Annotated in this window: 15 protein-coding genes and 1 tRNA gene; 10 read left to right on the forward strand and 6 right to left on the reverse strand. The window is 52.5% G+C overall.

Features of this window, described 5'->3' with window-relative positions:
* Window positions 1-24: 24 nt before the first annotated feature.
* Complete coding sequence (locus BZK42_RS01655) at window positions 25-1,512, reverse strand: EmmdR/YeeO family multidrug/toxin efflux MATE transporter (protein WP_279272318.1); 1,488 nt, start codon at window positions 1,510-1,512, stop codon at window positions 25-27.
* Window positions 1,513-1,672: 160 nt separating this feature from the next.
* Between BZK42_RS01655 and BZK42_RS01660 the strand changes: the two genes are divergently transcribed.
* A tRNA-Asn gene (locus BZK42_RS01660) sits at window positions 1,673-1,748 on the forward strand.
* 98 nt (window positions 1,749-1,846) lie between these two features.
* Here BZK42_RS01660 and fhuE read toward each other — a convergent pair.
* Window positions 1,847-4,033, reverse strand: a complete 2,187-nt coding sequence (fhuE, locus tag BZK42_RS01665; RefSeq protein ID WP_080858649.1) for a ferric-rhodotorulic acid/ferric-coprogen receptor FhuE — start codon at window positions 4,031-4,033, stop codon at window positions 1,847-1,849.
* 348 nt (window positions 4,034-4,381) lie between these two features.
* Between fhuE and hinT the strand changes: the two genes are divergently transcribed.
* The 8 genes from hinT (at window position 4,382) to BZK42_RS01705 (ending at window position 10,426) form a co-directional block, all read left to right on the forward strand.
* Window positions 4,382-4,741: a purine nucleoside phosphoramidase gene (gene hinT / locus BZK42_RS01670; RefSeq protein WP_016156204.1), complete on the forward strand. Its 360-nt coding sequence runs from the start codon at window positions 4,382-4,384 to the stop codon at window positions 4,739-4,741.
* A gap of 2 nt (window positions 4,742-4,743) precedes the next feature.
* Window positions 4,744-5,118, forward strand: coding sequence for a YcfL family putative periplasmic lipoprotein (locus tag BZK42_RS01675; protein ID WP_019076489.1), 375 nt, complete (start codon window positions 4,744-4,746; stop codon window positions 5,116-5,118).
* A gap of 13 nt (window positions 5,119-5,131) precedes the next feature.
* Complete coding sequence (gene lpoB, locus BZK42_RS01680; RefSeq protein WP_016152673.1) at window positions 5,132-5,773, forward strand: penicillin-binding protein activator LpoB; 642 nt, start codon at window positions 5,132-5,134, stop codon at window positions 5,771-5,773.
* Window positions 5,754-6,578 carry a thiamine kinase gene (thiK, locus tag BZK42_RS01685; RefSeq protein ID WP_080858650.1) on the forward strand — a complete coding sequence of 275 codons (825 nt, stop codon included), beginning with the start codon at window positions 5,754-5,756 and terminating at the stop codon, window positions 6,576-6,578. Before lpoB ends, thiK begins: the two co-directional genes overlap by 20 nt.
* Before the next feature lie 10 nt (window positions 6,579-6,588).
* Window positions 6,589-7,614, forward strand: coding sequence for a beta-N-acetylhexosaminidase (gene nagZ / locus BZK42_RS01690; protein WP_080858651.1), 1,026 nt, complete (start codon window positions 6,589-6,591; stop codon window positions 7,612-7,614).
* Window positions 7,615-7,635: 21 nt separating this feature from the next.
* Entirely contained in the window at window positions 7,636-8,178 is a 543-nt protein-coding gene (gene ycfP, locus BZK42_RS01695; RefSeq protein WP_003030817.1) for an alpha/beta hydrolase YcfP, read from the forward strand.
* A gap of 236 nt (window positions 8,179-8,414) precedes the next feature.
* Window positions 8,415-9,719, forward strand: a complete 1,305-nt coding sequence (gene ndh, locus BZK42_RS01700; RefSeq protein ID WP_016152676.1) for an NADH-quinone dehydrogenase — start codon at window positions 8,415-8,417, stop codon at window positions 9,717-9,719.
* Between the two features lie 167 nt (window positions 9,720-9,886).
* The gene (locus BZK42_RS01705) at window positions 9,887-10,426 is read left to right on the forward strand and encodes a glycine zipper 2TM domain-containing protein (RefSeq protein WP_003030814.1); all 540 of its coding nucleotides are present in this window, start codon (window positions 9,887-9,889) and stop codon (window positions 10,424-10,426) included.
* Between the two features lie 57 nt (window positions 10,427-10,483).
* Here BZK42_RS01705 and BZK42_RS01710 read toward each other — a convergent pair whose 3' ends face one another.
* Both BZK42_RS01710 and comR read right to left on the reverse strand, forming a co-directional pair.
* Complete coding sequence (locus BZK42_RS01710) at window positions 10,484-12,664, reverse strand: TonB-dependent siderophore receptor (protein WP_080858652.1); 2,181 nt, start codon at window positions 12,662-12,664, stop codon at window positions 10,484-10,486.
* Window positions 12,665-12,919: 255 nt separating this feature from the next.
* Window positions 12,920-13,555: a TetR family copper-responsive transcriptional repressor ComR gene (gene comR / locus BZK42_RS01715; protein WP_016156207.1), complete on the reverse strand. Its 636-nt coding sequence runs from the start codon at window positions 13,553-13,555 to the stop codon at window positions 12,920-12,922.
* Window positions 13,556-13,798: 243 nt separating this feature from the next.
* Here comR and bhsA point away from each other — a divergent pair, with 243 nt between their 5' ends.
* The gene (gene bhsA / locus BZK42_RS01720) at window positions 13,799-14,056 is read left to right on the forward strand and encodes a multiple stress resistance protein BhsA (protein ID WP_029139491.1); all 258 of its coding nucleotides are present in this window, start codon (window positions 13,799-13,801) and stop codon (window positions 14,054-14,056) included.
* A gap of 84 nt (window positions 14,057-14,140) precedes the next feature.
* On the opposite strand, the gene ldtC is transcribed toward bhsA, so the two are convergent.
* The gene (ldtC, locus tag BZK42_RS01725) at window positions 14,141-15,106 is read right to left on the reverse strand and encodes a L,D-transpeptidase LdtC (protein ID WP_080858653.1); all 966 of its coding nucleotides are present in this window, start codon (window positions 15,104-15,106) and stop codon (window positions 14,141-14,143) included.
* A gap of 148 nt (window positions 15,107-15,254) precedes the next feature.
* Window positions 15,255-18,701: a transcription-repair coupling factor gene (gene mfd, locus BZK42_RS01730; protein ID WP_016152681.1), complete on the reverse strand. Its 3,447-nt coding sequence runs from the start codon at window positions 18,699-18,701 to the stop codon at window positions 15,255-15,257.
* Window positions 18,702-18,817 lie beyond the last annotated feature (116 nt).

Here is an 18,817-nt window from a genome sequence, read left to right on the forward strand (position 1 = left end):
CTGAAATATTCCCCATTTCGCCGCTTATTCAGACGCAACCGGTTGTTTTATGCACTTTTCACGCTCGGGGCGAGGGTATTTCCATAACCAGCGGCCTGTAACCATACGCCAGTAAAATAACGCGGCGCGCACGGCCCAGTCGAAGAACATCCCTAACCAAACGCCGACTACACCCCATCCTAATACGATTCCCAAGGTGTAACCCGCCACAACGCGACAGCCCCACATGCCCAACATCGATACCCACATCGCAAAACGCACATCACGTGCGCCCTTAAACCCTGATGGTAGCACCCAGGATGCCGCCCATATCGGCATAAACGCTGCGTTGAGCCAAATTAGGATGACTATGACCTCTTTTACATCCTGATCGTGGGTATAAAATGAGGCCATAACGCCGGCAAAGGGGGCGGTTAGCCAGGCGATGGCGGTTAAGCCGATTGTTGAGAGCCAGAATATATGGCGTAACTGGATTTCCGCTTGGGCAATCTGACCATTTCCCAGACGCCTGCCGGTAATGATTGTCGACGCGGAGCCTAAAGCATTCCCCGGCAGGTTGATGAGCGCGGCGATAGAAAAGGCAATGAAGTTTCCGGCAATTACGCTGGTTCCCATGCCGGAGACAAACATTTGCGTTAACAGTTTACCGCCATTAAATAGCACTGACTCAATACTTGCCGGAATACCGATCCCCATAACTTCCCAGATAATGGCGAGATTGAGCGGCTTAAAATAGCTTTTGAAGGGAATTCGCAGCGCCGGATTAAAACCAATCATCAGCACCCAGATAATGGCGAACGCACCGATGTAGCGTGAAATGGTCAGCCCGAGTCCTGCCCCCACAAATCCTAGCCCTTGCCAGGAAAAGCCCCCGTAGATCAGGATGCTACTGATAATGATATTTAGGATATTCATACCGCCATTAATCAACAGCGGAATTTTGGTATTTCCGGCTCCGCGGAGTGCGCCGCTACCGATCAAAGCAATGGCTGCCGCCGGGTAGCTGAGCACCGTTAGTTCCAGATAGGTGAGTGCCAAAGCCTTAACATCGGGGGTTGCTTCACCGGCGACAACGTCAATAATCTGTTCACCAAAATAGTGAATGACCGCTGCCAGCGCGGTAGCAAAAATCGTCATGATCACCAGCGATTGTCTGGCTGCTGCCCTTGCCCGTCGACGATCACGTTTTCCCAGGCTAAATGCTACCACCACCGTTGTTCCCAGATCGATGGCGGCAAAAAACGCCATGATGACCATGTTGAAACTGTCGGCGAGACCAACGCCAGCCATTGCTTCTTTTCCCAACCAGCTAACAAGGAAGGTACTCAGTACGCCCATCAACAGTACACAGGTGTTTTCCAGAAAAATGGGGACCGCAAGCGGAGTGATTTCGCGCCAAAAGAGAACCTTATAACTCTTGCGTTTGGCATACCAGGGCGTGCGGGAAGCGACCTGGCGTAAGGCAGCGGAGACGTTCAAAGTGGACCTTAAAGAAGAAAGTTGAAACCTCATTTCAAATGATGAGGGAGAATCCAAAAAGCTGCAAAGTTTTTTCCATTTAAAATGTCTGGAAATGCAACAAACTGTCGAGAGAAGCATCAATTGAAACTTATTCGGGGAAATGGGGTTTGACAAAAATTTTTTCGCCGCTAAGATAAGCCTCCACAACGATTCCTCTGTAGTTCAGTCGGTAGAACGGCGGACTGTTAATCCGTATGTCACTGGTTCGAGTCCAGTCAGAGGAGCCATATTTAAGAAGCCCGCTTAAGGAAACTTAAGTGGGCTTTTTGTGTTCTCAGTCCAATGCATCCACCTGACGAGCAGGTGGAGCGTGATGTGTTTCGAATCAGAACTGATAGCTGGCGGTGACGCTGACGTTGCGCGGCTCGCCATAGACGATAGATCCGTCGACATTGGTGTCGTAGGTTTTATCGAACAGGTTATTGAGGTTACCCTGCACAGAGAAATTTTTCGTCACCTGATAGCGAGTGAATAAATCGACCAGGGCGTAGCTTCCCTGTTCCGCACGGAATGTGCCAAACGGCGTGACCGTATCGCTATAAACACGATTCTGCCAGTTAACCCCACCGCCCACGGTCAGTTCCGGCATGGCTGGCAGGCGATAACGGGTAAACAGTTTTACTGTGGTACGCGGTAGGTTCGGGTTTACCGCATTGCCTTCGTTGTCTTCAGCAACATAGCGTGTCGCGCCGAACGTCATCTGCCAGTTATCGGTGATCGCACCGTTAACTTCGAATTCGACCCCTTTGCTGACCGTTCCATCCATAGCTCTATAGGCCGTGTCGCCATTGCTACCGGAAATTGGTACGCCGGTTGATTGGCCCACGTTATCCTGTTCAATGCGGAACACCGCGAGGGTGGTGGTTAAACGGCTGTTCATCCAGTCGGACTTCAGGCCAAGTTCATAGTTATTGCCGGTAATTGGGGAAAGGTATTTACCGGAACTGTCGCGCTTGTTCTGCGGCTGAAAGATTGAGGTATAGCTGGCGTACGTAGACCAGTTATCGTCAATGTCATACACCAGGCCCGCATACGGCGTGGTGTGGTTTTGTTCCATGCTGTAGGAGAGGGTGTCGATACGCCAGTTGGTATAACGCGCGCCGACAATCAAATGCAGTGGGTCGGCCAGCGAAATACGTGTTGCGGCGTAGAGCGATTTCATGTGCGTGGTATCGTCCTGGGCCAATGACTGCGGGTTCCAGTTGGTTTCCGGGAAGTTACCATCGAAGGTATAGAAGCTGCCGATTTCGTTGGGGAATACGTTCGCCCACGCGCTTTCGTAACGGTTATTCTGTTTACTGTAGCTGCCGCCCAGCATCAGATTATGCTGACGACCAAACAGGTCGTAACCGCCGTCGGCGAACAGATCGACGGCATCCACCTTACGCTTGCCGCTGTTCCAGCCGGTACCTCCGACGTAGTCATAGCCCGGACCATAGCTGCTATACGGGCCAATCAGCGTACCATCGGCTTTATTGACATAGGCATCGACGTACATCATTTTACTGTCAAACTTGACCTCGGAGTGGGTGGCATTCATGGTCGCCTGCCAGGTATCGGCAAAACGTTGCTTGATGGTGACAAACACTTTGTTGAAGTCTTTATCGTTGTACGCCCAGTCCGGCGCAGTGCTGCGCGAGCGGTCATAGCTGTTTTTGCTGCCGTCGGTATTCCAGCGCGGCAATCCACCCCATGTTGGGCTGTTGATATCAATGCGCTGGTATTCATAACCCACAGACAGGCTGGTGGTGCCGCCCAGATCGGCATCGACAATCCCGGAGAAGAACATTTTTTCGCTATTGTAGCGATCAAGCCAGGCGTCGTTATTCTGGTAGCCCGCCACGATGCGCCCGCGCACGTTGCCGTCTGCCGTGAGCGGGCTTTGCAGATCGGTCACATATCGTTGTTTATTCCAACTGCCATATTCCGCAGAAACATTACCGGTGAACTCGCGGCTGGAGGCATGCTTACGGATCATATTAATCGACGCTGAGGGGTTACCCGTCCCGGTCATTAGCCCGTTTGCGCCACGGACCACTTCGACACGCTCAAAAAGGGCCGTGTCGGAAAGGGCATCACCGAGATTCCAGCGGGATTCAAAATAGGTCGGAATCCCATCGACCATGTAGTTATCAATCTGAAATCCGCGAGAGTAATAGCTACTGCGATCTGAATCCGCCTGACTTCTGCTTATCCCCAACGTGTTGTCCATGACATCGCCCAGCGTTTGCAGTTGCTGATCTTCCATGCGCTGCTGACTGATAATACTGACTGATTGCGGAATATCGCGCTGCGTCATCTGCATTTTGGTGCCAGCAGTCGTTGATTTAACGCTGTAATCTTGCTCCTCACTGGATGTGGCTGGAGCAGAGCCCTCAACGATAACTGTCTCTTCAGCAGGGGCTGCGAGGCTGGTGGAAGGCAATAGTGCTAACGTGATGCAGGCTGCCAGTACAGAAGGGGCAAGCCCCGGTTGGCGTTGGTCATCCCCGTTGTGTGTTGTGAAAGACATCGAAAAGTCCTTGATAATTATTAATATTAAGTTCGAATCACTGAGGTTGTGATGAACCCTTTGGTTGTAAATTATTAAGTTTGCATATGAATGCAAATGCGAAATATACGCATTCACATTCAATGTGTAAACAGATGCTACGGCATAAATGAAATGTTGTTTCAGTACTATGCTTAAGTAATAGCGACGGGAAATGGTTATAAGAACAGCAGTGGCAGGGCTTTTTGCTTAAAAAATCGAGGGTTAAAGTTGAAAGAGCGTGAGTAACTCGCTCATACTCTATACTCGCAGAGTGACCCGGCGTAGCATGGCATAACGCTTGGGCTGTTAATGAAAAAGGAAAACGTCGTGGCAGAAGAAACTATATTCAGCAAAATTATCCGTCGTGAAATTCCGTCAGATATCGTGTACCAGGATGAACTGGTCACTGCGTTTCGTGATATTTCCCCTCAGGCACCTACGCACATTCTGATCATTCCTAACGTCCTGATCCCGACCGTCAACGATGTGACGGCGGAACACGAGCAGGCGCTGGGTCGCATGATCACCGTAGCGGCGAAAATCGCCGAGCAGGAAGGCATTGCTGCGGATGGGTATCGTTTAATTATGAATACCAATCGTCACGGCGGTCAGGAGGTGTATCACATTCATATGCACCTGCTGGGCGGGCGGGCGCTTGGTCCAATGCTTGCGCATAAAGGTCTGTAAGCATGACCAGAGGATGCATTGCACTTTCACTGAGCTTGCTGCTACTGGCTGGCTGTCGGGCACATCCTGAAATTCCGGTAAGTGATGAACAGTCGCTGGTGATGGAATCAACGATTCTGGCGTCGGGCATTACAGCAGAACAGCCGACGTTAACCACGTCTGATATTCAGGCCTCAGCATCCTCGCGACTTTATAACGAAAGACAAGAACCCGTTACCGTTCATTATCGGTTTTACTGGTATGACGCCAGAGGACTGGAAATGCATCCTCTGGAAGCGCCACGCAGCGTGACTATCCCGGCTCATTCGTCGGTGACGCTGTACGGCAGCGCCAATTTTCTGGGGGCGCACAAGGTTAGACTTTATCTTTATTTGTAAGGGGTGAATCTTGATGATCAAAATGAATCGCTACGCACTGATTGCCGCGCTGGCGATGTTTCTCTCTGGCTGTGTGGCGCAACGTGAGCCCGCACCAGTAGAGGAAGTAAAGCCAGTGCCGGAACAGCCCGCGCAGCCGCAACAACCGGTGCCGGTTGTACCAACGGTGCCAAGCATACCGCAGCAGCCGGGTCCGATTGAGCACGAGGACCAAACGGCGCAGCCGACGCCACGTCAACGTCACTATGACTGGAACGGGGCTATGCAGCCGATGGTCGGCAAAATGCTGCAGGCTGACGGCGTCAAAGCGGGAGGTGTTCTGCTGGTTGATAGCGTGAATAACCGGACCAACGGCTCGTTGAATGCCGGTGAAGCCACCGAGACCTTGAGGAACGCGCTGGCGAATAACGGCAAGTTTACCCTGGTTTCCGCCCAGCAGTTGGCTGTCGCCAAACAGCAGTTAGGTTTGTCGCCGAACGACAGTCTGGGAACGCGCAGCAAAGCGATTGGTATCGCCCGTAACGTTGGCGCACAGTATGTGCTCTATTCCAGCGCCTCCGGCAACGTCAATTCGCCGGCCCTGCAAATGCAATTAATGCTGGTACAAACTGGCGAGATAATCTGGTCAGGTAAAGGTGCCGTACAGCAACAATAACTGGCTAACGCGCGACGAGGTGTTGTCGCGCTATTTCCCGCAGTATCATCCCGTCGTAGCCAACCAGAGCGGTCTGAGCGGCGGGAGCTGCATCATCGAACACGATACCCACCGCTTAGTGTTGCGCTGTCATCACGACCCTGACGCGCCGGAATCGCATTTCTTACGCCACTATCACGCGTTAAAGCACCTGCCTGAAAGCCTTGCGCCGCGCCCCCGCTTTTATATACGTGGGTGGATGGCGGTCGACTTTTTTCACGGTAAGGTAGAATCCAGATTGCCGGACGCCGACGAACTCGCTGGCTTATTGTATCATCTGCACCAACAACCCCAATTGGGCTGGCGAATCAGTCTGCTGCCGCTACTCGAACAGTACTGGCAGTGTGGCGATCCGGCGCGTCGTACGCCATGCTGGTTGCGAGCGTTGAAGCGACTCAGGAAAAGCGGTGAGCCTCGACCTTTGCGTCTGGGACCTCTGCATATGGATGTCCACGGTGACAACATCGTACGTACAGCATCAGGGCTGCGGCTGATTGACTGGGAATATGCCGGAGACGGTGATATCGCTCTGGAGCTGGCGGCGGTTTGGGTCAACGACGAATCTCAGCACCAACGGCTGGTTAGCGCCTACGCCCAACGAGCGCACATTGAACAAAACGCGCTGTGGCGGCAGGTCAGACGATGGCGGCCCTGGGTCATAATGCTGAAAGCGGGGTGGTTTGAGTATCGCTGGCGACAAACTGGCGATCGACAATTTATCAGGCTGGCCGATGAAACCTGGCGGCAGCTAATAATGAAAGGATAAGGAGAGCAGTGTGGGCCCAGTAATGTTGGATGTCGAAGGGTATGAGCTGGACGCTGAAGAGCGTGAGATTCTGGCGCATCCGCTGGTAGGTGGGTTGATCCTCTTTACCCGAAATTATCATGACCCGGAACAGTTGCGTGAATTAGTGCGCCAGATTCGCGCGGCATCACGTAATCATCTGGTGGTGGCGGTAGATCAGGAAGGCGGCAGGGTACAGCGTTTTCGCGAAGGATTTACGCGTCTGCCTGCGGCCCAATCCTTTGCAGCACTGCACGGTCTGGAAGACGGCGGCAATCTGGCTCAGGACGCCGGATGGCTAATGGCCAGCGAAATGATCGCAATGGATATAGATATCAGTTTTGCGCCGGTGCTGGATGTGGGGCATATCAGCGCGGCGATTGGCGAACGCTCTTACCATGCCGATTCGCGGAAAGCGCTGGCTATGGCGACTCGCTTCATTGACGGTATGCATGCTGCTGGCATGAAAACTACCGGTAAACATTTCCCCGGGCATGGGGCAGTGACGGCGGATTCGCATAAAGAAACCCCAACCGATCCACGTTCAGAAGCCGAAATTCGTGCAAAAGATATGTCCGTGTTCCAGACGTTGATTACGGAAAACAAACTCGATGCCATTATGCCTGCGCATGTCATCTACAGTGACGTGGACCCGCGTCCGGCGAGCGGTTCGCCACACTGGCTGAAAATGGTGCTGCGTCAGGAGCTTGGTTTCGATGGCGTCATTTTCTCCGATGATTTGTCGATGGAAGGGGCGGCGATTATGGGAAGCTATGCGGAGCGTGGTCAGGCATCGCTGGATGCGGGTTGCGATATGATCCTGGTCTGCAATAATCGTAAAGGCGCGGTCAGTGTGTTAGATAATCTGTCGCCGATCAATGCAGAACGTGTTACACGTTTGTATCATAAAGGTTCATTTTCACGTCAGGAACTGATGGACTCGGCACGCTGGAAGACGGTAAGCGCCCAGCTCAACCAGCTTCATGAGCGCTGGCAGGAAGAGAAAGCAGGTCATTAACGCAAGTTTGGCGAGGATGCGATGATTATCTATTTACACGGTTTTGACTCTAACAGCCCGGGCAACCACGAAAAGGTGTTGCAGCTACAGTTCATCGACCCGGATGTCAGGCTGATTAGCTACAGTACGCGGCATCCTAAACATGACATGCAGCATCTACTGAAAGAAGTGGACAAAATGCTGCAGCTTAATGTGGACGACCGTCCGCTGATTTGTGGCGTGGGGCTCGGGGGATATTGGGCTGAACGGATTGGTTTCCTGTGTGATATTCGTCAGGTAGTATTTAATCCCAACCTGTTCCCGTATGAGAACATGGAAGGAAAAATCGACAGGCCTGAAGAGTATGCCGATATCGCGACAAAATGCGTGACCAATTTCCGCGAAAAGAATCGCGATCGCTGCCTGGTGATCCTGTCGCGTCATGATGAAGCGCTCAATAGTCAGCGTTCGTCAGAAGAGCTGCATCACTTTTACGAGATAGTCTGGGACGAAGAGCAGACGCACAAGTTTAAGAATATCTCCCCGCATTTGCAGCGCATCAAAGCGTTCAAGACGTTAGGTTAATCCTCAATGAACGTTTAAAAAACCAGCCTTCGGGCTGGTTTTTTTGTTCTTAAAGTTCGTGTTGTCTATCTTTTCAGCATCAAAACTTGATACACATCAATTTTGGTATGACCAATGCACCGTTCGTGTTATTCTCACTCTCGAAGAACATTTTCATTATCGTAACTTGTTGTTAATTAAAGGCTATGCCTATAACTTTTAATTAACAATTGGTTAATAAATTTAAGGGGGTCACGTTGACTACACCATTAAAAAGAATCGTGATTGTCGGCGGCGGTGCTGGCGGACTGGAAATGGCGACGCAGCTGGGTAAAAAGCTGGGGCGCAAGAAAAAGGCCAAAATCACGCTGGTGGACAGAAACCACAGCCATTTATGGAAACCGTTACTGCATGAAGTCGCGACGGGTTCCCTGGACGAAGGCGTGGATGCGCTGAGCTATCTGGCGCATGCCCGTAACCACGGTTTCCAGTTTCAGTTGGGTTCGGTGGTGGATATCGATCGCGAAGCGAAAACCATTACTCTTGCCGAGCTGCGCGATGAGAAGGGCGAGCTGCTGGTTCCTGAGCGCAAAGTCCCGTATGACACGCTGGTGATGGCGTTGGGTAGTACCTCCAACGATTTCAATACGCCGGGCGTCAAAGAAAACTGCATTTTCCTGGATAACCCGCATCAGGCGCGTCGTTTCCACCAGGAGATGCTGAATCTGTTCCTGAAGTATTCCGCGAATCTGGGCGCTAATGGCAAAGTAAATATCGCCATTGTCGGCGGCGGTGCGACGGGGGTTGAACTCTCAGCCGAGCTGCACAATGCGGTAAAACAGCTGCACAGCTATGGTTACAAAGGGCTGACCAACGAAGCGCTGAACGTTACGCTGGTAGAAGCCGGTGAGCGTATTCTGCCTGCGTTGCCGCCGCGTATTTCCAGTGCTGCGCATAATGAGTTAACCAAACTGGGCGTACGCGTACTGACCCAGACGATGGTAACCAGCGCTGATGAAGGCGGACTGCATACCAAGGATGGCGAGTACATTGAAGCCGATCTGATGGTGTGGGCTGCGGGGATCAAAGCGCCAGACTTTATGAAGGACATTGGCGGTCTGGAAACCAATCGTATTAACCAACTGGTGGTTGAGCCGACTCTGCAGACCACGCGCGATCCCGACGTGTACGCGATTGGCGACTGCGCTTCCTGCGCTCGCCCGGAAGGTGGTTTTGTGCCGCCGCGCGCTCAGGCTGCGCACCAGATGGCAAGCTGCGCAATGAACAACATTTTGGCGCAGATGAACGGCAAGCCGCTGAAAGCGTATCAGTACAAAGACCACGGCTCTCTGGTTTCACTTTCTAACTTCTCTACCGTGGGTAGCCTGATGGGTAACTTGACCCGTGGTTCGATGATGGTAGAAGGGCGTATTGCGCGCTTTGTGTACATCTCACTGTACCGCATGCACCAGATTGCTCTGCACGGTTACTTTAAAACCGGTCTGATGATGCTGGTTGGCAGCATTAACCGGGTGATCCGCCCGCGTCTGAAACTGCATTAATACGGCTTATGGCGTCGGATGATTGTACTTATCCGGCGCCTTCCTTCAGAGTTCTCCGAATCATCCTGCCTTCGCTCCTCCTCGTGCTATTTTCATCCGTAATCTGATTGGCATTCCTTACCTTCTGTTGCAAAGTTGTTGCTAATAGCAAAAAAGGAGGAAGTCCCGTGAATAAATCTATGTTGGCGGGTATAGGGATTGGCGTAGCTGCTGCGCTGGGTGTTGCAGCGGTGGCCAGTCTTAACGTTTTTGAGCGTGGCCCACAGTATGCACAAGTTGTCTCTGCAACACCGATTAAAGAGTCGGTAAAAACACCGCGCCAGGAGTGTCGGAACGTGACGGTCACACACCGTAAGCCGGTACAAGATGAAAACCGTATCGCGGGTTCCGTGCTGGGTGCGGTTGCTGGTGGCGTTATCGGCCATCAGTTTGGCGGCGGACGCGGTAAAGATATTGCTACCGTGGCCGGTGCTTTAGGCGGCGGTTATGCAGGTAACCAGATCCAGGGTTCGATGCAAGAAAATGATACGTACACTACTACGCAGCAGCGTTGTAAAACGGTGTATGACAAATCTGAAAAAATGCTGGGCTACGACGTGACGTACAAAATTGGCGATCAGCAGGGGAAAATCCGTATGGATAAGGACCCCGGCGCGCAAATTCCGTTGGATAACAACGGACAGTTGGTACTGAATAACAAAGCGTAAAATAGCATTATCCTGAACATTAGCCCCCCATTCGCTCAGGCTGGGGGGCTTTTTTTATCAGAAGGTTAAGGCGTAGTTCAGACCAAACGTGCGGCCCCGGCCCTTGTATTCATACAGTGACGGGCTACCGTAGGTTGGGCTGTACAGCAGTGGCGCACGTTGTCCCCACAGCGTGGTGTATTCTTCATTCAGCAGGTTTTCCACGCTAAAGGTCAGTTTACCCAACGGGAGCTGATAGCTGCCGATAAAGTCCATCGTGTTATAGCCGTCCAGCTTATTGCCGCTGGCGTCCGTCAGATCAAATGTTTGCTGGCTCTGTACGCGCAATGTCCACGGTTCAGGTGCCCAGCCGACCCACGCGGTGGCTTTGGACGGGGAAGCCAGGGTGACATCCCATTTCTGCCACTTACCGTTTTGCTTCACTTCCGATTTAATGACGTTGAAGTTGCCGCCCAGACTCCAGTCCGTATCCGCAATGAAATAATCCACCGCACCTTCAAGGCCATAAATACGGCGATCGTCGGGCTGGACGTTAATGGTCATATCGCTGCGGTTGATAACGATCGATTTATCCGACGTAGAGTAGTAAGCGGCCAGCTGCGTGCGCAGACTGTCGCCAGTGTAGCGCCATCCCAGTTCGTAGGAGTTAACTTTAATCCCCTCCAGGCGTGAGTCCGCCACGTTGACGCTGCGCTGGAGCTGGTAATGATCGCCAACCAGGGAATAGGTGCCGTTACCGTAATATTTCCCCGGGTCCGGAAGCTCCACGCCCTGAGAGAAGTTAAACCATGTCTGCTGACGGTCGGTCAGGTGGGCGAGGATACCGGCGTTAAACAGGAAATTATCGTAATCGGTTTTACCGCCAGGAATGGTATCGGCGGAGTTTGCCAGACCGGTGGCAATTCCCTGTTGTTGGGCATAGCCCACGAAATCATCCACCCTGTTTTCGGTCCATTGATAGCGCACACCACCGCTGAGGGTAAAGATGTCGTTAATGTCATAGCTGTTCTGCAGGAAAGGCGCGAAGTTGGTGATGCTGTAACCGGGGTAACGCCCGGTGGTATAAGCGGTTCGGTTGTCCATACCGCCGGAGGGCAGGGACCAGGCCAGATCGAAGAATTTCTGATTGGAATCGAAGGTTTCGTGATCGGCATCGACACCCCACGTCAGCTCCCAGTTGTCCATCAGCTGGCTGTTGAGGGTGATTTTGGCACCAAACTGGTCTGTGTCCTGCTGCGATGCGGAGAAACTGGTGACCTTGCCTTTGCTTAGCGTAGGGAAGGGGTAGAATTTCAGCGATTCGTCACGGTAATAGATTTGGCTGACCAGGTTCTGGCCGAAGAAATCCGCGTCTGAATACTGCAGGCTGATCAGATGACGCTCGGTGCCGGGAATACGATCGGAATTCAGTCCGCTGCTGGTATAAGCCTTACCGTTTCCCGTCACGGCGGACATGTTCTCGCCAAGATCCAGTCCGTAATCGTCATCCCCCTGGCTCTTATAATACTGCGTAACCAGCTGTAACTGACGGTTGTCGTCAAGCTCAATCGTTCCGGTGCCCATCACGTCCAGACGATCGGAGTGCTGCAGGCCGGTTTGGGTGTTATCCAGCAGCAGGGCATCGTGATTGCCGTCATACCAGTTGCCAAACCGTTGATACGCGACGGACATGCGCCCGGAAGCGCGATCGGTTCCTCCGCTCACCGCCGCGGCAACGCGTTCATCATGATCGTTACTGTTATTGAAGCCGCTTTTACTCCCCAGTTCGAGTTCTACTTCACGCTCCGGCTGGCCTTTTTTGGTGACAATGTTGATTAACCCACCGGTACTGCCGCCGCCATACAGTGAGGTTGCACCTGAGATGACTTCAATGTGTGCGATGTTAAACGGGTCAATAGAATCCAGTTGGCGACTGTCAGTACGCGAGGAGTTCAGACGGACACCGTCTATCAGTACTACGATGGCACGACCGCGCATATTCATGTCGTAGTTTGTGCGCCCCTGGCTGCTGACATCAATTCCTGGGATTAACTGAGCAAGAACATCTTTGAACTCTTTCCCCCCCTGAACCTGCTGTTCAATCTCGCTTCCTTCAATAACCCAGGTCGTTTGTGCCATTTCTGCCACGGTGCGTTGACTACGGTTGGCACTGACGATGAGGTTATCTTCCTCAGCCGCGATGGCTGGGAGAGTTAAAGACAACAAGAGAGGATTGAGCACCCAGAGACGCTTATGCATTCGTATTCCTTTTAAAAAAGAGTCGATCTGTTTTTGTTATGGCGGTAGAGAAACCGATGGTTACATTGTGAAACAGGTGTTAAAACAAATGCGAATATTGCTGATAATAATTGTTGTTATCAATACATTTTACAAAAAATGATCGGATAAGATGATGAAAACACTGAATAATGTAGGGGTAATCCGCGGAAATCTAACCGGGGGCTTAATCAGCTCCCGGTGGTGTCAGTACTGCGGGGAAATAGCGGGAAAGGGTTAAACTTTGATAAGTTCAGGCCACAGTCGCAGAGTCGTGTGTGCGATCTGCATCAGTTTTTCAAACGTTGCGCCTTCACGGGCGCTGATCGACATACCCTGTAAAATACAGTTCAGGTATTCGGCCAGTTTTTGCACGTCGCAATGGGCCGGAATTTCGCCTCGTTGCTGACGCTGGTGAAGGAACTGGGTAAGCGTCTGTTCCTGCATGGCATGGCGGGATTTCACCGTGTGCGCAATATCCCGGGAAGAGGCCGCCAGTGTCGCAGATGTGTTAATCATGAAACATCCCGCCGGGGTGTCTTTACTGGTAAAGCAGGTCGCTATTGCGGTGAAATAGTCTTCCAGCGCGCACTCAAGACTTTTTTCTTCACAAAATAACTGGGCTTCATGTTTCGCCGCGAAGCGAGTGATGTAGCGGTCCAGTACGGCACGAAACAACCCCTCTTTATTGGTGAACTCCGCATACAGCGTGGGCGCTTTTGCGCCAGTTGCTTCTACGAGATCGGCGAGCGATGTCGCTTCATACCCGTGCTGCCAGAAGAGTGTCATGGCCTTATCAAGCGCGGCTTCCCTGTCGAACACTTTTGGTCGGCCACGGCTTTTTTTAGCACAACCTGTCATTTCAGTTGTCATGGCGCCGATGTACCTTTGTTGGGTTTATTGAATAACCATTATAAAAATATTCGACTGCACACTCCAGCGGATTAGCGATAAAAATAATTTAACGCTATTGATATGAAAAATAAGGTCTTTGTATTTTATATAACGATCATTACAAAAAAATGTTGACGTGTGACCTGGATCACATCTATGATTTACCTATCGATCGTTAAGTTAATCTTTGCGACACACATTCATCTGCTAAAGGTCACTATCATGAAAAACGTAAAAACTCTGTTTGTTGCTGCTGTTCTTAGCTCACTCTCATTTGCAAGTTTTGCTGCCGTTGAAGTTCAGGCCACACCTGCGGGCCAACAGAAAGTCGGTACTATTTCTGCGAATGCGGGGACTAACTTAGGTTCTCTGGAAGATCAACTGGCACAGAAAGCGGATGAGATGGGGGCGAAGTCTTTCCGTATTACTTCTGTTACCGGTCCTAACACCCTCCACGGGACTGCAGTTATCTACAAATAAGATTTAACCCATCGCAATGCCACTGCGAGTTAAATAAAAAACCCCCGAGGAATAAAATCCAGCGGGGGTTTTTTATGCGCTGAATTACAGCGGTTGTTGAGCAACGTCGTGATGACGGGTGACATCGACCGGCATGCCTGAGCGAATCTCCATCGCATGTTCCATGACGGCAGAGTCCGTTTGCGCCGCATTCTTAAACGTCTGCATGGATGCGTTCAGCACGATCGGCAGCAATTGCGGGTCGTCATTGATTTTTTCGGACAACGGCTGGTGTACTTCAACCAGGCGCACGCCGTTAGGTTCAACAGATGCTTTGATTGGCGTATTGATAATATTGACCTTGGTTCCTGGCTTCACCTGACGGAACAGGGTTTCGATATCACCGTCGCGTAGACGAATACAGCCGGAACTGACGCGCATTCCGATGCCAAAGTCAGCATTAGTTCCGTGCAGCAGATACACGCCGCCGTATGCCGCTAAGCGAATGGCATGATGGCCCATCGGGTTATCCGGCCCGGCAGGCACTACGGCAGGAAGGTCGATCCCGTTCGCTTTGTATCGCGCGCGGATATTTGCCGTAGGCGTCCAGGTTGGGTTGGCACGTTTATCAGAGATGGTGGTTACCATTGTGGGCGTCAGCGTGTCACCGCCTAACTGGCCAATACCAATAGGATACACGGTCACCGAATTTGTCCCTGGCTGGTAATAATAAAGACGCAGTTCGGCGAGGTTGACAACAATGCCTTCGCGTGGCGCGTCCGGCAGCAGGGTTTGTAACGGAATAGTCAGCACGCTGCCCGGACGTGGTACGTAAGGGTCAACGCCGGGGTTGGCCTGTAGCAGCGCCAGAAAGCCGACATTGTATTTTTTCGCAATCGCTTCCAGAGAACCGCCATTGTCTTCGACAACGTGAACGGCATTCTGACCCACCACGCGGCTTCCCGGTGGCGGCAGCGGCCAGGTGTTTGCCTGGGCCGGAAGCGCTAACGCGAAGGTCGCGGCAAGCGTAAAAAATGTTAACCAGCGAGAGAGTCGTTTATTGTTTAACATCACCATAAATCCATTGTTTTTACGTGGTTTTTATTATGTAAAAGTAAACAAGAATTATGGCGGTTTGCAGTGTCGGGAAGTGCAGGGAAGTGCAAAGAGTTTGTAAATTCATCAGGCCGGGTGAGTGGAGGACTCACCCGGCTTGACGCTAGGCTACGGCGTTCTCTTCAAGCTGGCGCATAAACTGGCGAACCCAGTCGATCCGTGCTTTACGCTCGCCCAACTCCTGCATGAATTTCAGGCGTGTTGGACCATCCAGACGGAAGTGCTGCGGTTGTTTTTGCAGTAAACCAATTAGCCAGACCGGGTTAACGTGGTTTTTCTCGGCAAACTCAATAGTACCGCCTTTTTCATTGCCTTCGAGCTTTCTGATCCCCAGTTTCTGCGCCTGCTGGCGTAAACGGGCAATATCCAGCAACGTCCGGGCCGGGTCGGGCAGCAGGCCAAAACGGTCTATCAGCTCGACCTTAATTTCTTCCAGCTCGGTTTCGCCTTTCGCACTGGCAATGCGCTTGTAGAACGACAGTCGCGTGTTGACATCCGGGATATAGTTATCCGGCAGAAGCGATGGCATGCGCAGTTCGACTTCGGTTTGCTGGCTGGTGAGATCTTCCAGCGACGGTTCACGCCCTTCTTTGAGCGCATCGACAGCGTTTTCCAGCAGCTCCATATACAGTGAGAAACCGATACTTTCCATGGAGCCACTTTGATCTTCGCCCAGCAGTTCCCCTGCGCCACGAATTTCGAGGTCGTGGGTCGCCAGCGCAAAACCTGCACCTAAATCTTCCAGCGAGGCGATGGCTTCCAGGCGTTTTTGTGCGTCGGTGGTCATCGCTTTTGGATGCGGCGTTAGCAGCCAGGCGTATGCCTGATGGTGTGAGCGTCCCACACGACCCCGTAGCTGATGCAATTGCGCTAAACCGAAGTGGTCAGCTCGTTCAATGATGATGGTGTTGGCAGTGGGAATGTCGATCCCGGTTTCGATAATGGTGGTACATACCAGCACGTTAAAACGCTGATGGTGGAAATCGTTCATCACGCGTTCCAGTTCGCGCTCGCGCATTTGCCCGTGGCCGATACCAATGCGCGCTTCCGGCACCAGTTCCGCTAATCGGTCAGCGGTTTTCTGGATATTTTCGACGTCGTTAAAGAGATAATAAACTTGTCCCCCGCGCATAACTTCACGCAGGATAGCCTCGCGTACCACCAGGTTGTCATATTCGCGCACGAAGGTTTTGACCGCCAGACGACGAGCGGGCGGTGTGGCGATGATCGACAGATCGCGCATGCCGCTCATCGCCATGTTGAGCGTGCGTGGAATTGGCGTTGCTGTCAGAGTCAGAATATCTACATCCGCGCGCATTGCCTTGATACGCTCTTTGTGGCGAACGCCGAAACGGTGCTCTTCATCGACAATCAGCAGCCCCAGATCTTTTAGCTTCACATCCGCTTGCAGCAGTTTGTGAGTGCCGATGAGAATATCGATTTTACCTTCGGCAACCTGCTCCAGAATCTGCGCTTGCTCTTTGGCGCTACGGAAACGGGACAGCATCTCAATGCGTACCGGCCAGTTGGCAAAGCGGTCGCGGAAGTTGTCGAAGTGCTGCTGAGCGAGCAGGGTGGTCGGTACCAACACGGCAACCTGCTTGTGATTCTCTACGGCGAGAAAGGCGGCACGCATCGCGACTTCGGTTTTACCAAAGCCGACATCGCCACACACCAGGCGGTCCATGGCCAGTGGTTGACACATATCGCTGAGTACCGCGTTGATCGCCTGCGCCTGGTCGGGCGTGGTTTCAAACGGGAAGCTGTCGCAAAACAGCTGGTACTGTTCACGGTCATGCTTAAAGGCAAAGCCTTCTTTCGCTGCGCGCTGGGCATAAATATCCAGCAGCTCTGCCGCGACATCGCGGACTTTCTCAGCGGCTTTCTGTCGGGCGCGTGACCAGGCATCACCGCCCAGTTTATGCAGCGGCGCATTCTCTTCCGCGCCGCCGGCGTAGCGGCTTATCAGATGTAGCGACGACACCGGCACATACAGTTTGGCGTCGTTGGCATAGGTGAGCATCAGGTATTCACCGGTAATGCCGCCTGCTTCCAGCGTGGTCATACCGGCATAGCGACCCACGCCGTGCTCCAGATGCACCACTGGCTGACCGGGATGCAGCTCCGCGAGGTTACGAATTAACGTGTCCGGGTTGATGGTGCGACGAGAATCCTGGCGGCGACGCGCCACACGTTCACCGAGCAGATCGCTTTCACAAATCAGCGCCAGATTGCGTTTGCTATCGATGAAGCCGTGCTCGGCTGAGCCAATCATCAGATAACGACCGTTGTCTACGGCTTCGTCGAGTCGCAATATCCGCTTCGGCGCGACTTTGATGCGGGCGAGTAGTTCGCCTAGCGCTTCCCGGCGTCCTTCACTTTCCACCGAGAAAATTACCGGACCGGTAAAGCCTTCAAGGAATTTACGTAATGCATCTAACGGTGCTTTTTGCTGTGCCTGAACGGCGATATCCGGCAGCTTCTGGAACCCGAGGTTGGTATTCGCCGCTTTCTTCGGCAGACTCTCGGTTTTCAGCTGAACACGCGGCCAGCGTTTAAGTTCAGAAAACAGCTCATCAACCCGCAGCCACAGCGATTCCGGTGGCAGAAGCGGGCGCATCGGATCAACGCCGCGATTCTCAAAGCGTGACAGGGTATCGGCCTGGAAGCGTGCTGCGCTGGTCTCGATATCGCCGGTATTTACTAATAACGTATTGGCGGGGAAGTAGCTGAACAGCGGCGGCAGCGGCTCGCTGAAAAACAGCGGTTGCCAGTATTCAATCCCCGTAGGTAATGTGCCTTTGCTGACCTGTTGATAAATATGCTCGGCGTCGCGTTTCACCTCAAAAGTATCACGCCACTGACTACGGAACAGTTCGATGGCCGTTTTGTCAGTCGGGAATTCGTGTGCGGGCAGCAAATTAATGGCATCGACTTCTTCCAGCGTGCGCTGAGTGTCAGTATCAAACAGACGCAGGCTGTCGATTTCGTCATCAAAGAAATCCAGACGATAAGGCAATTCGCTGCCCATCGGGAACAGATCTAACAATGCGCCACGCGTGGCGTATTCGCCGTGTTCCATGACCTGATCAACATGGCGGTAGCCAGCACTGTCCAGTTGTTCGCGCAGGGCGTCGCGCGAAAGCCGCTGGCCTTTTTTCATGACCAGCGCATGACCGTGCAGATAGCTGTGCGGACAGACACGCTGCATCAACGTATTTACCGGAACGATCAGTACGCCGCGCTGCATGGCGGGCAGTTGATACAGCGTGGAGAGCCGTGAGGAGATAATCTCCTGATGGGGAGAAAAGCTGTCATAGGGAAGCGTTTCCCAGTCGGGCAGGTTCATCACCATCTGGTCAGTAAACTGACGAATTTCATCATGCAGACGCAAAGCATTTTGCATGTCCGGCGCGATCAGCACCACTGGACCCGCGTGACGTTCGGCGATTTCGGCGACCAGCGTTGCGCAGGCGGCACCCGTAAGCTCACCCAACTGGCGCTGATCGGAAGCGCCCGTTGGGAGCGTGTAACGATGTTGTTCAGGCATTCGGTTGTCAGGATCTCGTTTAGATATACATCTGATAAGCAATGTTCTTTATTATCCGTGATCGTTTCTCATAAGCAAATTGATTCGCCCCCGAATGGGGGCAAAAAGCGCGTAGG

Source organism: Citrobacter braakii (genome assembly GCF_002075345.1).
In the GTDB taxonomy this organism is placed as follows: Bacteria; Pseudomonadota; Gammaproteobacteria; order Enterobacterales; family Enterobacteriaceae; genus Citrobacter; species Citrobacter braakii.

What these genes read in the sequence shown, in the direction of transcription:
- BZK42_RS01655 (WP_279272318.1), bottom strand. Translation starts at nt 1,512, where the DNA reads ATGAGGTTTCAACTTTCTTCTTTAAGGTCCACTTTGAACGTCTCCGCT.
- fhuE (WP_080858649.1), bottom strand. Translation starts at nt 4,033, where the DNA reads ATGTCTTTCACAACACACAACGGGGATGACCAACGCCAACCGGGGCTT.
- BZK42_RS01675 (WP_019076489.1), top strand. Translation starts at nt 4,744, where the DNA reads ATGACCAGAGGATGCATTGCACTTTCACTGAGCTTGCTGCTACTGGCT.
- lpoB (WP_016152673.1), top strand. Translation starts at nt 5,132, where the DNA reads ATGATCAAAATGAATCGCTACGCACTGATTGCCGCGCTGGCGATGTTT.
- ycfP (WP_003030817.1), top strand. Translation starts at nt 7,636, where the DNA reads ATGATTATCTATTTACACGGTTTTGACTCTAACAGCCCGGGCAACCAC.
- BZK42_RS01710 (WP_080858652.1), bottom strand. Translation starts at nt 12,664, where the DNA reads ATGCATAAGCGTCTCTGGGTGCTCAATCCTCTCTTGTTGTCTTTAACT.
- comR (WP_016156207.1), bottom strand. Translation starts at nt 13,555, where the DNA reads ATGACAACTGAAATGACAGGTTGTGCTAAAAAAAGCCGTGGCCGACCA.
- bhsA (WP_029139491.1), top strand. Translation starts at nt 13,799, where the DNA reads ATGAAAAACGTAAAAACTCTGTTTGTTGCTGCTGTTCTTAGCTCACTC.
- ldtC (WP_080858653.1), bottom strand. Translation starts at nt 15,106, where the DNA reads ATGTTAAACAATAAACGACTCTCTCGCTGGTTAACATTTTTTACGCTT.
- mfd (WP_016152681.1), bottom strand. Translation starts at nt 18,701, where the DNA reads ATGCCTGAACAACATCGTTACACGCTCCCAACGGGCGCTTCCGATCAG.